12 protein-coding genes are annotated in these 14,117 nt (G+C 64.3%); 11 read left to right on the top strand and 1 reads right to left on the bottom strand.

The features are described from left to right. The 11 genes from Q0X61_RS10640 to tyrS all read left to right on the top strand — a co-directional run. The coding region (locus Q0X61_RS10640; RefSeq protein WP_297742509.1) for an RNA methyltransferase at positions 1-652 on the top strand (652 nt) is incomplete at its 5' end. Next, positions 636-1,745 (top strand): phenylalanine--tRNA ligase subunit alpha, encoded by a 1,110-nt coding sequence (pheS, locus tag Q0X61_RS10635; protein ID WP_297742508.1) that lies wholly within the window; start codon positions 636-638, stop codon positions 1,743-1,745. The genes Q0X61_RS10640 and pheS, both read left to right, overlap by 17 nt. Further along, the gene (pheT, locus tag Q0X61_RS10630; RefSeq protein WP_297742507.1) at positions 1,742-4,231 is read left to right on the top strand and encodes a phenylalanine--tRNA ligase subunit beta; all 2,490 of its coding nucleotides are present in this window, start codon (positions 1,742-1,744) and stop codon (positions 4,229-4,231) included. Before pheS ends, pheT begins: the two co-directional genes overlap by 4 nt. Positions 4,232-4,322: 91 nt before the next feature. Next, complete coding sequence (locus Q0X61_RS10625) at positions 4,323-4,853, top strand: TetR family transcriptional regulator (RefSeq protein WP_297742506.1); 531 nt, start codon at positions 4,323-4,325, stop codon at positions 4,851-4,853. A gap of 8 nt (positions 4,854-4,861) precedes the next feature. Further along, complete coding sequence (argC, locus tag Q0X61_RS10620) at positions 4,862-5,887, top strand: N-acetyl-gamma-glutamyl-phosphate reductase (protein WP_297742505.1); 1,026 nt, start codon at positions 4,862-4,864, stop codon at positions 5,885-5,887. Continuing rightward, the gene (argJ, locus tag Q0X61_RS10615) at positions 5,884-7,035 is read left to right on the top strand and encodes a bifunctional glutamate N-acetyltransferase/amino-acid acetyltransferase ArgJ (protein ID WP_297742504.1); all 1,152 of its coding nucleotides are present in this window, start codon (positions 5,884-5,886) and stop codon (positions 7,033-7,035) included. The genes argC and argJ overlap by 4 nt, the downstream gene beginning before the upstream one ends. Further along, positions 7,032-7,910 carry an acetylglutamate kinase gene (argB, locus tag Q0X61_RS10610; protein WP_297742503.1) on the top strand — a complete coding sequence of 293 codons (879 nt, stop codon included), beginning with the start codon at positions 7,032-7,034 and terminating at the stop codon, positions 7,908-7,910. Before argJ ends, argB begins: the two co-directional genes overlap by 4 nt. Beyond that, positions 7,907-9,076, top strand: coding sequence for an acetylornithine transaminase (locus tag Q0X61_RS10605; RefSeq protein WP_297742502.1), 1,170 nt, complete (start codon positions 7,907-7,909; stop codon positions 9,074-9,076). The genes argB and Q0X61_RS10605 overlap by 4 nt, the downstream gene beginning before the upstream one ends. Beyond that, the gene (locus Q0X61_RS10600) at positions 9,073-9,555 is read left to right on the top strand and encodes an arginine repressor (protein ID WP_297742501.1); all 483 of its coding nucleotides are present in this window, start codon (positions 9,073-9,075) and stop codon (positions 9,553-9,555) included. Before Q0X61_RS10605 ends, Q0X61_RS10600 begins: the two co-directional genes overlap by 4 nt. After that, positions 9,552-10,979, top strand: coding sequence for an argininosuccinate lyase (gene argH, locus Q0X61_RS10595; protein WP_297742500.1), 1,428 nt, complete (start codon positions 9,552-9,554; stop codon positions 10,977-10,979). Before Q0X61_RS10600 ends, argH begins: the two co-directional genes overlap by 4 nt. Positions 10,980-10,989: 10 nt before the next feature. After that, the gene (gene tyrS, locus Q0X61_RS10590) at positions 10,990-12,240 is read left to right on the top strand and encodes a tyrosine--tRNA ligase (protein ID WP_297742499.1); all 1,251 of its coding nucleotides are present in this window, start codon (positions 10,990-10,992) and stop codon (positions 12,238-12,240) included. Positions 12,241-12,249: 9 nt separating this feature from the next. Here tyrS and Q0X61_RS10585 read toward each other — a convergent pair whose 3' ends face one another. After that, positions 12,250-12,990, bottom strand: coding sequence for a CapA family protein (locus Q0X61_RS10585; RefSeq protein WP_297742498.1), 741 nt, complete (start codon positions 12,988-12,990; stop codon positions 12,250-12,252). Between the last annotated feature and the right edge of the window lie 1,127 nt (positions 12,991-14,117).

Genomic DNA, 14,117 nt, shown 5'->3' with positions numbered 1-14,117 from the left:
CCCCGGCAAGCATGTCGATTTGCTTGCGGACTTTGACGGGCAGGTGTGGCAGGCCTCTGCACAAGCCATGCGTCAGATCTCGGACACGGTGACCCCGCAGGGTGTCATCGCTGTGTGTCGCCAGCTCAACTTCGGGTTGGATGCGCTGGCGGACGCCAAGCTCGTGGTGATCTGCGCCCAGGTGCGCGACCCAGGCAACGCTGGCACCGTCATCCGTTGTGCCGATGCCTTCGGCGCTGACGCGGTTATTCTCACGACGGGATCCGTCGACGTGTACAACCCCAAGGTGGTGCGCTCGACGGTGGGAAGCCTCTTCCACATGCCCATCATCACCGGCATGGAGTTGAAGGCGGCCGTCGAGACGGTGCACGGCCTCGGTATGCAGGTGCTGGCAGCCGATGGCGACGGCGCACCACTTGATTTGAAGCAACAACGCGGCGAGCTCACCCGCCCGACCGCGTGGATTATGGGTAACGAGGCGTGGGGGCTCCCCAACGCCGACCGGGCCTTGGCTGACGAAGTCGTCGCTGTTCCCATGTGGGGCGGCGCAGAAAGTCTTAACCTATCCAGCGCTGCGGCGGTGTGTTTGTACGCCACCGCCTCCGCGCAGCGCAGAAGCAGGGAAGGAGTCCCCCATGAGCGGGCCGAATGACAACTATGACCCGAAGCAGGTGGCCGCGCTGGCGCCGGAAGTTATCGAGGAATACGTTGCCGACGCGCTCCTCGCCATTGACGAGGCGTCCTCGAGCGAGGAGCTGAAGCACGTTCGACTCGCGCACGCGGGCGACCGTTCCCCGTTGGCGCTGGCGAACCGCGAGATTGGGGCGCTGCCTCCCGCTGCGCGGAAGGATGCTGGAAAGCGCGTCGGGCAGGCAAGGGGGCAAGTGAATCAAGCCATCGCAGCCCGTCAAGAGACCCTGGCGCAAGAAGAACTTGCGACGGCGCTCATCGAGGAGCGCGTTGACATGACGCTGCCGGTCGAGATCTCACCGCGCGGCGCTATCCACCCGGTGACGGCGATCATCGACCAGATGGTTGACGTCTTCGTCGCGCTCGGCTACGAGGTTGCAGAGGGCCCCGAGGTGGAGACGGAGTGGTACAACTTCGATGCGCTCAATCTCCCGCCTGACCACCCCGCCCGCGGCGAACAAGATACCCTCTGGATTGAGCCGCGCTCCGATGCGAAGCTGCTGCGCACGCAGACCTCTCCGGTGCAGGTGCGTGAAATGCTCACGCGAGACCTGCCGCTCTACATTGTGAGCCCGGGCAAGGTGTATCGCTCGGATGAGTATGACGCCACGCACCTGCCTGTGTTCCACCAGCTCGAAGGGCTCGTCGTCGACAAGGACATCTCGATGGCGCATCTGAGGGGAACGCTTGACCACTTTGCGAAGGCGATGTTCGGTGATGTCGAGACGCGCATGCGCCCCCACTTCTTCCCGTTCACGGAGCCTTCGGCAGAAGTCGACCTCCAGTGTTTCGTCTGCAAGGGCGAGTCCGTCGGCAACCCCGATCACCCGTGTCGCACCTGCAGATCCGAAGGGTGGATCGAGTGGGGCGGGTGTGGCATCGTAAACCCGCGCGTGCTGCGCGCGTGCGGGATCGACGCCAGCGAGTACTCCGGTTTCGCGTTCGGCATGGGCATCGAACGCACGGTGATGTTCCGTAACGGCGCCCCAGATATTCGCGACTTCGTCGAAGGCGATGTCCGCTTCAGTCAATCTCTGCTCGGAGGTGCACGATGAAGGCCCCAGTTTCCTGGCTCCGCGAACTCGTTATGCTGCCGAACGTCGTCAGCACCGAGGATATCGCCGATGCGTTCACCAAGTTCGGCCTCACCGTCGAGCGGATGGAGCACGTCGGCTCTCCCGTCACCGGGCCACTCGTCGTCGGACGGGTGCTCAGCATGACAGACGAGCCCCAGAAGAACGGCAAGACTATTCACTATTGCCGCGTCGACGTGGGGGAGGCTCACAACGACCCGGCCACCGACGACTACCCGGCCTCACGAGGCATCGTCTGCGGTGCCCACAACTTCCAGGTGGGCGACCTCGTCGTGGTCTCTCTCCCGGGAGCCGTGCTACCCGGCGACTTCCAGATCGCTGCCAGGAAGACCTACGGTCACATCTCCGATGGCATGATCTGCGCCGAGGACGAGATCGGCCTCGGCGATGACCACGAGGGCATCATGGTGCTCCGACAAGGCAACCCAGGCGACGACGCCATCGAACTGCTGTGGAGCGCAGACGACGTGCTCGATATCGACGTCACCCCCGATCTGGGGCACTGCCTATCGATGCGCGGGCTCGCCCGCGAAGCGTCGGTTGCCTACGCGGTGCCTTACACCGACAAGTACCGCCAGGCGCCGCCGGAGCAGGCTGCTTCCGGCCATCCGGTGCAGCTCCACACCGAACGCTGCACCGCGTTCACAGCTCTCACCATCGAAGGCGTGAACCCACAGGCTCCGTCGCCGAAGTTCATGGTAGATCGCCTCCGGGCGTCAGGGGTGCGTTCCATCTCACTCGCCGTCGACGTGACGAACTACGTCATGCTCGAGTCCGGGCAGCCGCTCCACGCCTACGATGCCGACAAGCTCCAAGGCGCCATCACCGTGCGCATGGCAGGAGAGAGCGAGCAGCTCGTTACGCTCGACGGGCAGACCCGCCAACTCGACACCGACGACATGCTCATCACTGACGAGTCGGGCCCCATTGGCTTGGCTGGCGTGATGGGCGGCGAGTCGACGGAGATTAGCGAGACGACGACGCGCATCGTCCTCGAAGCTGCCGCGTTCGATGCCGCATCTGTGTCCCGCACCTTCCGCCGTCACGGACTCATCTCGGAAGCCTCGAAGCGCTTCGAGCGTCACGTAGATCCGGCGGTGAACTATGCCGCTGCACGACGCGCGGCCAAGCTCATCACTAAATATGGGGGCGGGCAGGTGACGGGCGAGACCTTCGTCGGAAGTGTTCCCGAGCCGCGTGTGGTGAAGCTGCGTGTTGGCCTGATTTCATCCGTGCTTGGCCTGGATATCCCGGAATCGGAGGCAGTCCGGCTGCTCTCGGCCTCCGGCATCGGCGTCACTGCCCTCGGCGATTCGCTGACCCTGGAGATCCCGAGCTGGCGCCATGACCTCGTCGAGCCGTACGACATCGTCGAGGAGCTTGGCACCAAGATCGGTTACGACCGTATCGGCAAGCGCCTCCCGGTGGCCCCGTCGGGCGGCGGTCTCACGCCGAGGCAGCAGGCCCGTCGCGACGCGATTCGCGCCGCCGCGCAGCTCGGCTTCACGCAGACGATGAGCCTGCCGTTCATGTCGGAGGACGACCTCGAGCGCATGGGCATCGAGCCCACAGATGTGCGCCGTCGCGCAACCCGGTTGGCCAACCCGCTGTCCGACACCCAGCCGTTCCTACGCACGTCGCTGCTGCCCGGGATGTTCCGCGTGCTGGCGAAGAACCTCTCCCGCTCCATCACCGACCTCGCCGTGTTCGAGTTCGGATCGGTCTTCCTCGACGTGGACACTCACGCGGCGCCGAAGCCCGACGTCACGGGGCGCCCGTCGGACGACGAGATTGCTGCGTTGAACAGCTCCCTGCCCAACCAACCTGAGCACCTGGCCGGTGTGGTTGCGGGTAAGTGGACCCCGGATGGCTGGGGCGGCGAAGGCGTCGATGCAGACTGGCGCCACGTCGTGGCCCTCGCAGACACCGTCGCGGCTGCTGTCGGCTTGACGCTTACACGCGCACAGGTGGACGATGTCATGCCTTGGCACCCCGGACGGTGCGCGGCATTCTTCGTGGGCGAGACGCTGCTCGGACACGCCGGCGAGCTCCACCCGAGCGTCATCGCTGCCTTCGAGCTCCCTGAGCGCACGTGTGCCGTCGAGATCGATCTCGGCAAGCTTCTCGACGCGGCCCCGCATGCTGGCCGGATTGGCGTCTTGCACGGTGCCCCGGTCGCGAAGGAAGACGTCGCCCTCATCGTCGACGCGGATGTGCCCTCGGCGGCAGTGCACGACGCACTGGTGGCAGGCGGCGGCGAACTGCTGGAGTCGGTGCATCTGTTCGACGTGTACACCGGCGAGCAGATTGACGAAGGTAAGAAATCGCTGGCCTTTGCGCTGCGCATTCGGGGCGAGAAGACGCTCAGGGATGCGGAGGCCGCGCAGGTGCGCCAAGCCGCGGTGGACGCCGCGGTCGAACGTTGCGGGGCGATGCAGCGCGCCTGACTATGACGCGCGGGCGAGGCGTGATGTCGGGCGTCGAAGCGAGCATCGCGTTGGCGCATGGGTAGCATGACGGCATGACTCTGGAGCCGGCATGGTACTGACGAAGCGCGCCGTAGTTGAGGCGGCCGGCGCCATCCTCGACGAGTTCGGGCTGGCCGACCTCAGCATGCGTCGCGTCGCTGACGTCCTGGGCGTGCAACCCGGAGCTTTGTACTACCACGTCCCGAACAAGCAATCCCTGCTCTCCTCGGTGGCTGACGAGATTCTCCAAGGCGTGCCGATGGCGACGACGCTCACTGCGTGGGCGCTCGGCTACCGCCAGGCGCTGTTGGCGCACCGCGACGCTGCGGAGCTGGTGTTGTCGAGCCGTGCCGTGGGGTTAGGGGAGGTGGATCCGACGGAGCCCGTCCGGCACCTTCTGCCCGACGGTATCGAGGGCGCTGCCCTCGCCACCGTCGAGCATTTCGTGCTGGGTTCGGCCTTGCACGACCAAACCCAGGCACAGTTGGCCGCGCTGGGGGTACTCGGCGAGTTCGACGCAGACGAGGCGGAGCGCATCTTCGCGGAAGGAATGGCTATCCTCGAACGAGGCATTGGGATAACTATTAGCAATATGGCATAGTTATCTGCATGACGTACAACGTTGCTGTTGCCGGATGCACGGGCTACGCGGGCGGTGAGTTGCTGCGGCTCCTGCTGGCGCATCCTGAAGTAACCATTGGCGCCCTGACGGGGCATTCGTCGGCTGGCGACAAACTCGGTACACACCAGCCGCACCTCAGCCCGCTCGTGGATCGCGTCGTCGAACCGACGAGCGCCGACACCCTCGCGGGTCACGACGTCGTGTTCTTCGCATTGCCGCACGGGGAGTCGGCAGCCATCGCGGCGCAGTTAGGCGACGACGCACTCCTCATCGATTGCGGCGCTGACTATCGACTTCGCGACGCTGCGGCCTGGAAACAGTTCTACGGCTCCGAGCACGCAGGCACCTGGCCATACGGGTTGCCCGAGCTCGCCGACCAACGTGCGCAGCTGCGCGGCGCGCGACGCGTCGCTGTGCCGGGGTGCTATCCGACGGCCGTCACACTAGCGCTCCTGCCCGCCGTGGCGGAGAACCTCGTGGATGCGTCGCAGATCGTCGTCGTTGCGGCATCCGGGCTCTCCGGGGCCGGTAAGGCTCCCAAGCCGCATCTCATCGGCGCCGAGACAATGGGCAACGCCACCTGCTATAGCTTGGGGGGAACGCACCGGCACACCCCTGAGATCACACAGAATCTCGCGGGCCTCACTGCCCAGCGCGTCGCCATCAGTTTCACGCCGTTGCTGGTGCCGATGCCGCGTGGAATCCTCGCCACCTGCAGCGCGCCCCTCGTCGGGGAGGCCGCCGATGTGCGCGTCGCGTACCATGCGCACTACGAGAACGAACCGTTCGTCAATCTTCTGCCGGAGGGGCAGTGGCCCGCGACGGCTGCGGTGCTCGGCTCGAACAACGCGACGGTGCAGGTTACCGTCGACCCCGCCGCCGGTCGGCTTATTGCTGTGGCCGCCATTGACAACCTGACGAAGGGCACTGCAGGCGGCGCCATCCAGTCCATGAACCTCGCCCTTGGTTTGCCGGAGACCACCGGCCTCAGCTCGATTGGAGTAGCACCGTGAGTATCACTGAGCCGCAAGGATTCACTGCAGCGGGCGTCGCGGCAGGCCTCAAACAGAACGGCGCTCGAGACCTAGCCGTCGTCGTCAACCGGGGGCCACGCATGGCAGCCGCAGCGGTGTTCACCCGCAACCGCGTGCAGGCTGCTCCGGTGAAATGGACACGCCATGCCGTCGCTGACGGGCAGGTCCAAGCGGTCGTGCTGAACTCCGGCGGTGCGAACGCGTGCACGGGCGCCGCCGGCTTGACCGATGCGGCCACTACCGCCGCCAAGGCCGCCGAACTACTCACCTTGCCCACTGACAACGTTGCCGTGTGCTCCACCGGCCTCATCGGGGAACGCCTGCCCATGGCGAAACTGCTCGACGGCATCGGCACCGCCGTCGAGGCACTGTCCGCCGACGGCGGGTCGTCCGCCGCCGAAGCCATCATGACCACTGACACTGTGCCTAAAGAGGCCGTGGCGCACCGAGGCTCCTGGAGCGTAGGGGGCATGGCGAAGGGCGCAGGCATGCTCGCTCCCGAGCTCGCGACGATGCTCGTCGTCCTCACCACAGACGCCGATGTCGACCCGGCCATGCTGGATCACGCGCTGCGCGAAGCTACCCGCACCACCTTCTCGCGCACCGATTCCGACGGTTGCATGTCCACCAACGACACCGTGATCCTCCTCGCCTCCGGGGCCTCCGGGGTGTCTCCTTCGACGGCAGAACTCACCGAAGCGCTCCGCGAGGTCTCAGCCGACCTGGCGCGCCAACTCATCAACGACGCGGAAGGAGCGAAGCACACTATCGCCGTCGAGGTGGAGGGAGCCGCTTCCGAGAACGACGCTGAGCTCGTCGGCAGAGAGATCGCGCGCTCGAACCTGTTCAAGTGCGCCGTGTTCGGCAAGGACCCGAACTGGGGGCGCGTGTTGAGCGCCATCGGCGTCACGCAAGCGACGTTCGACCCCGATCAGATCGACGTGAGCTTCAACGGAGTCATGGTCTGCCGCGCCGGCGAGATTGGGGACGACCGCGACCTCGTCGATTTCTCGGGCCGTGAGGTGCGCGTGCTCGTTGACCTCCACGCGGGGCCCCACAGCGCCACTATTCTGACGAACGACCTCACCTACGACTACGTGAAAGAGAACGCGGAGTACTCGTCATGACGGTGGAAATCGAATCGACAGTGCGCAAGGCGGATACCCTCATCGAGGCGCTGCCCTGGCTCAGGGAATACATCGGCGAGATCATGGTCATCAAGTACGGCGGCAACGCCATGATCGACGACGAACGCAAGGCAGCGCTGGCCAAAGACATCGCCTTCCTCCGTATCGTCGGTGTGAAGCCGGTGGTGGTGCACGGGGGAGGCCCGCAGATCACGTCGATGCTCGAGCGTCTCGATGTGCACTCCGAGTTCAAGGGCGGATTCCGCGTCACCACCCCAGAGGCGATGGACGTGGTGCGCATGGTGCTGGTGGGGCAGGTGGGGCGCGAGCTCGTGAACCTCATCAACCAACAGGGTCCCTTTGCCGTCGGCATGTCCGGCGAGGACGGGCGATTGTTCACCGCGACACGCAGGACGGCGACAGTCGCAGGCGAGGAGATCGATCTCGGGCTGGTGGGGGACATCGCCGAGGTGAACCCGTCGGGGCTCATCGATCTCATTGATGCAGGGAGGGTGCCCGTCGTGGCATCCATCGCCCCTGACGAACACGGTGTGGTGCACAACATCAACGGTGACACCGCTGCGGCTGCGCTCGCGGCTGCGATTGGGGCGAAACGCCTGGTCATGCTCACGAACGTCGCCGGCCTCTACGCCAACTACCCAGACCCGGATTCGCTCATTCGGGAGATTGCTGCCGACGACGCCCGTGCGCTGCTGCCCACGCTCGAGACAGGGATGATCCCGAAGATCGAGGCCTGCCTGGCAGCGATCGATGGGGGTGTGAAGAGCGCCACCATCAACGACGGCACGCTGCCGCATGCGCTGCTGCTGGACATTTTCACGGAAGAAGGCGTGGGAACGATGGTGACGCGATGAGTAACGACACACTGCAACAGCGCTACGGCGCAGTGATGATGAACGCCTTCGGTACGCCGAAGCGCGTCTTCGAACACGGCGAAGGCGTCCACGTGTGGGATGCCGACGGAAACCGATACACCGACCTGCTCTCGGGCTTAGCCGTGCTGGGGTTGGGGCACGCGCACCCACGCATCACCGAAGCGGTGACCGCGCAGATGGGGCGACTTGGGCACATCTCCAACCTTTTCGCATCGCAGCCACAGATTCGCTTGGCCGAGCGGCTCGCGGCGCACCTGGGCGACTCGTCCGCGAAAGTCTTCTTCGCGAACTCTGGGTCCGAGGCGAACGAAACGGCCTTCAAACTCACCCGCCTGACGGGGCGCACGAAGATCGTTGCCATGCGCGGTTCATTCCACGGGCGCACCGCGGCCTCGCTCGCCATTACTGCGAACGAACGCTACCGGGCGCCGTTCGAACCGCTCCCTGGCGACGTCGAATTCGTTGAGTATGGCGACATCTCGGCGCTGGAAACGGCCGTCGACGACGCCACCGCTGCGGTGGTGCTCGAGGTTATCCAGGGCGAGAACGGCGTCGTGCCGGCACCCGACGGATACGTCTCAGCCGCTAGGAGCATCACGGCCCAACACGGAGCCTTGCTCTGGATCGACGAGATTCAGACAGGCCTCGGGCGTTGTGGGGCTATGTTTGCCCACCAGGCCGAAGGCGTCACTCCCGATGTCGTGACGCTCGCGAAGGGCCTGGGCAATGGGTTCCCCATCGGTGCGTGTCTCGCCACCGGCGAGGCAGCGGGCTTCCTCCAGCCAGGCCTGCACGGAACGACGTTCGGCGGCAACCCCGTCGCAGCCGCCGCAGGGAACGCCGTGCTCGACGTGCTCGAAGATGGCTTGCTGGAGGCGTCGCGCCGCACGGGGGAGTGGTTCGCAGACGCGGTGCGTGCCCTGCATCACCCTGACGTCGTCGAGGTGCGCGGCCGAGGAATGTTGTGGGGCATCGTGCTCGCCCGCGACGTGGCACCCGCCGTCGCTGACGCAGCCTTGGGGGAGGGCTTCATCATCAACGCGCCCCGCCCGAACGTGCTCCGCGTTGCTCCGCCACTCATCGCGACGCGAAGCGACGTGCAGCCCTTCATCGGCGTCTTGCCTAGGCTATTGGAGCGCTCATGAATGATGCATCGCGCGCCGGTCGGCAAGCGATCTTGCGCCAAATCATCGCCGAAGGCCGGTTCACCTCGCAGGCAGAACTCGTCGACGCCCTGGACGATCAAGGCATTGTGGCGAGCCAGTCCACGCTGTCCAAGGATCTCCACGCCATCGGCGCCGTTCGGCAGCGCACAGCCGGCGGTGCGCTGGCGTACGTGCTGCACGGGCAGTTGCAAGGAGCCGAGGTGAAGCTCGCCCAACTGTGCGCCGAGCTGGTACAAATGCAGCGTTCGGCTCTCAACCAAATCGTGTTGCGCACGCCGCCCGGCGCTGCCCAATACTTCGGGTCGGCCTTGGATCAAGCCGGGCTTCCGGGTGTGCTTGGCACGATTGCAGGCGACGACACGGTGCTCGTGATCACCGAGTCGGAGGACGCGGCCTGCGCCTTGATGACGAGGCTGAACACTATGACCATGACTGGACGACCGATGGAGGAATCGTGACCGAGGGAAAGCTGTGGGGTGGACGTTTCGACGGTGGTCCCAGCGAGGCGATGTTCGCGCTCAGCAAATCAACCCAGTTCGACTGGAGACTCGCGCTGCACGACATCGCCGGCTCGCGGGCGCATGCGAAGGCCCTGCACGCCGCTGGCTACCTCGATGATCAGCAGGCCGCCGACATGGATGCAGGCCTTGCGCAGTTGGCTGAGCAGGTGCGCACCGGAGCGTTCGTGCCGGCGCCAAGCGACGAGGACGTGCACGGAGCGTTGGAGCGTGGGCTGAAGGACATCGTCGGCGCCGACCTGGGCGGACGCCTTCGCGCCGGCCGCTCTCGTAACGATCAGATCGCCACGCTCATCCGCTCCTACCTCCGGGAAGAGATCCGGCTCATTGCCCAGGATCTCGACGGCGTGCTCGCCGCACTCGAGCAACAGGCGGAACGCTACCTGGGCGCCGTCATGCCGGGGCGCACCCATCTGCAGTCCGCGCAACCCATCCTGCTCAGCCACCACCTTCTCGCACACGCCTGGCCGCTGGTGCGTGACATCGAACGTCTGCGCGACCTCGATGCCCGCCTCGCGATCAGCCCATACGGATCGGCGGCGCTAGCAGGCTCGTCGCTCGGGCTCGACCCCGGCCTCGTCGCCAAGGAGCTGGGCTTTTCCTCGTCGGTGCAGAACTCCATCGACGGCACGGCCGCCCGCGACCTCACTGCGGAAGCGGCGTTCATCCTCGCCCAAATCGGCGTCGACCTGTCCCGTCTGAGCGAAGACGTCATCGTCTGGTGCACCGTAGAGTTTGGGTTCGCCACGCTGGACGACGCCTGGTCCACGGGATCGTCGATCATGCCGCAGAAGAAGAATCCCGACGTGGCAGAGCTCGCTCGAGGCAAGTCGGGCCGGCTCATCGGCAACCTCGCGGGGCTCATGGCCACGCTCAAGGGCATGCCGCTGGCCTACAACCGCGACCTGCAGGAAGACAAGGAGCCGATCTTCGACGGCATCGACCAGCTGCACGTGCTCATCCCGGCGGTCGCGGGCATGGTCGGCACCCTCACATTCCATCCGGAGCGCATGGCCGAGGTAGCGCCGATGGGATTCTCACTCGCCACCGACGTGGCCGACCATCTGGTGCGCCAGAAGGTGCCGTTCGCCGTCGCGCACGAGGTCGCCGGCGCCACGGTGCGCTTCTGCGAACGCAAGGGAATCACGCTCTCCGACCTCACCGAGGACGATCTTCCCCACATCTCGGAACACCTCGACGATGGCGTCCTCGACGTGCTCACCGTCGAGGGATCTGTCGCAGCCCGGGACGGCCGTGGAGGCACCGCGCCAGCACGGGTGAGGGAACAAATTGCTGAGCTGCAGGAAGCGCGCTCGCGCCTTACAGCGTGGGCAACTGGCGCTGAAGCAGGGAGTACCCAGTAGGGTTCGGGGTATGAACTTGTTCGAGGACCTCAACTGGCGCGGGCTTGTCGCGCACTCCACCGACCCAGACGCACTCTCGCAGCACCTGGCCGAAGGCCCCGTCAAGTTCTATGTGGGCTTTGACCCCACCGCGGCGAGCCTGCACATCGGGCACCTCATGCAGCTCCTCATGGCCAGAAGGCTGCAAGACGCGGGGCACGTTCCGCACTTGCTCGTCGGGGGAGCCACCGGCCTCATCGGCGACCCGAAGGCCTCCGGCGAACGCGTGATGAACGACGCCGAGGTCGTCGCGGGATGGGTGGAGCAGATCCGTGAGCAGACTCGTCGGTTCGTCTCCTTCGAGGGCTCGAACGCCGCCGTGATGGTGAACAACCTCGATTGGACGAAAGACCTCTCGGCCATCGATTTCCTCCGCGACCTGGGCAAACACTTCCCAGTCAACCGGATGCTCGCCCGCGAGATCGTCGCGAGCCGCCTCGAATCAGGCATCAGCTACACGGAGTTCAGCTACGTGCTGCTCCAGTCGAATGACTTCCGCGAGCTCCACCGTCGCCACGGTGTGACGCTGCAAACCGGTGGCTCGGACCAGTGGGGCAACCTCGCTGCGGGCGTCGAGTTGCTTCGTCGCTCGGACCAAGCCAAGGTGCATGCGCTCGCGACGCCACTCATCACGAAAGCCGACGGCACCAAGTTCGGCAAAACTGAGGGCGGCGCAATCTGGATCGATCCGGAGCTCACGAGCCCGTATGCTTTCCACCAGTTTTTCTTGAACGCCGAAGACGCGAAGGTGATCGAATACCTCAAGGTGTTCACCTTCCGTACGCCCGAGGAAATCGCGGAGCTGGAGCGTGCTACTGCCGAGGCGCCGTTCAAACGCGAGGCGCAGAAAGCGCTCGCCGACGACATCACCGACTTCGTGCACGGCGTCGAGCAGCGCAAGGCTGCGGTCGCGGCCGCCCAGGCCATCTTCGGCAGGGGCGAGCTCCGAGAACTCGACGACGCCACCCTCGACGGTGTCATGCGCGAGGTGGACGCTGCGCCGCTGCCCGAACCGATGCCGTTCGTGGACGCCATGGTGCGAAGCGGAGTGGTCAAATCCAAGAGCGAAGCGCGACGCGCCGTGAACGAGGGCGGCGCGTACCTCAACAACAAGAAGGTGGCCGACGCCGACATGCTCGTCGACGCCAGTCAGCTCCTGCACGGCCGCTACGGGGTAATCCGACGAGGCCGCAAGACCGTCGGCGGCGTAGTACTCAGCTGAGGCTCACCCCTACACTCGCTGTTTTCGTTCGACGAGGCCCGCCGGCTTCTTCTTGGTCACGATCTCGCGAGTCCTTGACGCGGACTTCCTGAGCGCCTCAGCAGGTCCCTCGCCCTTCGTGAGCGCATCGGGGATGAGGTAGACGCGCGCAGGATTGCTGCGTGAGTGCCGGGTGGTGTAGGTGGGCGCCCACTCGACCTGCTTGGCGACGAACGATCCGTTCGGCTGCTCGGCGAGCGTGATCGTTGCCATGTACCCGTTGTAGCCCCAGGGCTTCGACGGGCCACTTTGCGCGATGAGGTTGCCGGAGCCGTAGAGCACCCATTTGTTGTTGACTTTGTCGATGGGTTGCACCACATGCGCATGTTGCCCAAAGACGAAGTCGACATACGGCGACGCTGTCACTGCCTCCGCAAACTGTCGCTGTTGCGCGTCTGGGTTGTGCTGGTACTCGGTGCCCGCGTGCACGTGAACCGCGACGATGTCCGCGCCAGCTTCCTTGGCGGCCTTGGCATCCGCGACGGCTTTGTTAGCGTCGATGAGAGCCACAGACCAATCCTTGCCCTTGGCCTTCGGGATGCCATGGAGAGCGTAGGTTTGCGAGACGATCCCCACCTTGACCCCCGACTCAGTGGTGTAAATCACCGGCTTCGAAGCCTCAGCTTCTGTCAGGTACGAGCCGGCCACCTGGATGCCTGCGGCTTCGTAATCGTCGACGGTGTGCATGGGATCAGCCCATCCCTGATCCATCGTGGGGGTTGATGCACATGCTGCAGAGGTACAAGCCGAGCTTCATCAACGTCCTAGTGGCGGATCGTCAAGTCTGCGTACTCGACGAATGTCTGTACCGACGCGAGCTGTTGGCCAAGGGCCATCCCTCCTCGCCGTCGTCGGAACAATCCAGCTTTGCCGATGCGCTGGAAGGTGGACTTAGCGCCGCCGCCTGCGATTGTGCCGCAGAGCAATCTGCGCGGCCTGACACTTCCAGAGGAGCAACGGGTCCACAGAGCAGTCGCAGGTGTATGGAGAGGTCATAAGGGAAACAGGGCTTGGGTCTAAGGTTTGGAGGAGCGAAGGCTGAGTGCTCTCGGTGCGATTTTGTAATCATCGCTCGGATGTGTATAGTTTCTCCAGCTGCCGGCGAAACGGACGAAAGGCCAAGCCGGGAAGCAATCCCAACACCAGCGTCGAAGCGGGCGAGTGTGCGTGCGAGAAGTACCCACTCAAGGTCCGCAGAGACCGGTGCGGCCCAAAATGAGCCGAGTTGACTCGGGTTAGAGAAGGGCGTAAGGTAGAGCAAGTTGCCTAACCAAGGGAACAAAGACCAACACAACTCAACATTGTGAAGCTGCAAGTCGATTTGACTGCCGAAAGAAAGCTGAGTAGAGTGGCTACTCGCCGCAGATGCGACGAACAACTACAAACTCGGCTGGCCGCCAGGCTAGTAGCAATGATCTAAACGAGATGCGCAAGCGCCAAGTTGACAGCAGCTAACAAACCGAGTAAAGTTGATAGAGCCGCTCACAGCGGTAAGCATCAGCCATAACGATGGATATCAGCCCGATTTGACAGGGTGAAAATCCAAAAGTAAGGTTGATCAAGTTGCCCCAAGTTGGAATGCAGGCAAGCAAACCAATCTGGGACGCAACCGAAACTTGAGAACTCAACAGCGTACTTAAAGTCAATGCCAAATAATAATGCACACGCAAGAAATTGCTAGTGCGTCCCGTCACATGATTATTCATGTAACGGTTCCTTTGATTAATTGATTAGATCCAGCAATGGATCCTGTCAGAATCATATTTCTGTTGACGGTACATGGGATAAACACCCAAACCGACATTTTTTCAACGGAGAGTTTGATCCTGGCTCAGGAC

Source organism: uncultured Tessaracoccus sp. (assembly GCF_947255005.1).
In the GTDB taxonomy this organism is placed as follows: Bacteria; Actinomycetota; Actinomycetes; order Propionibacteriales; family Propionibacteriaceae; genus Arachnia.
The sequence above is the reverse complement of the archived record's forward strand: the minus strand, read 5'-3'. Positions and strand labels throughout refer to the sequence as shown.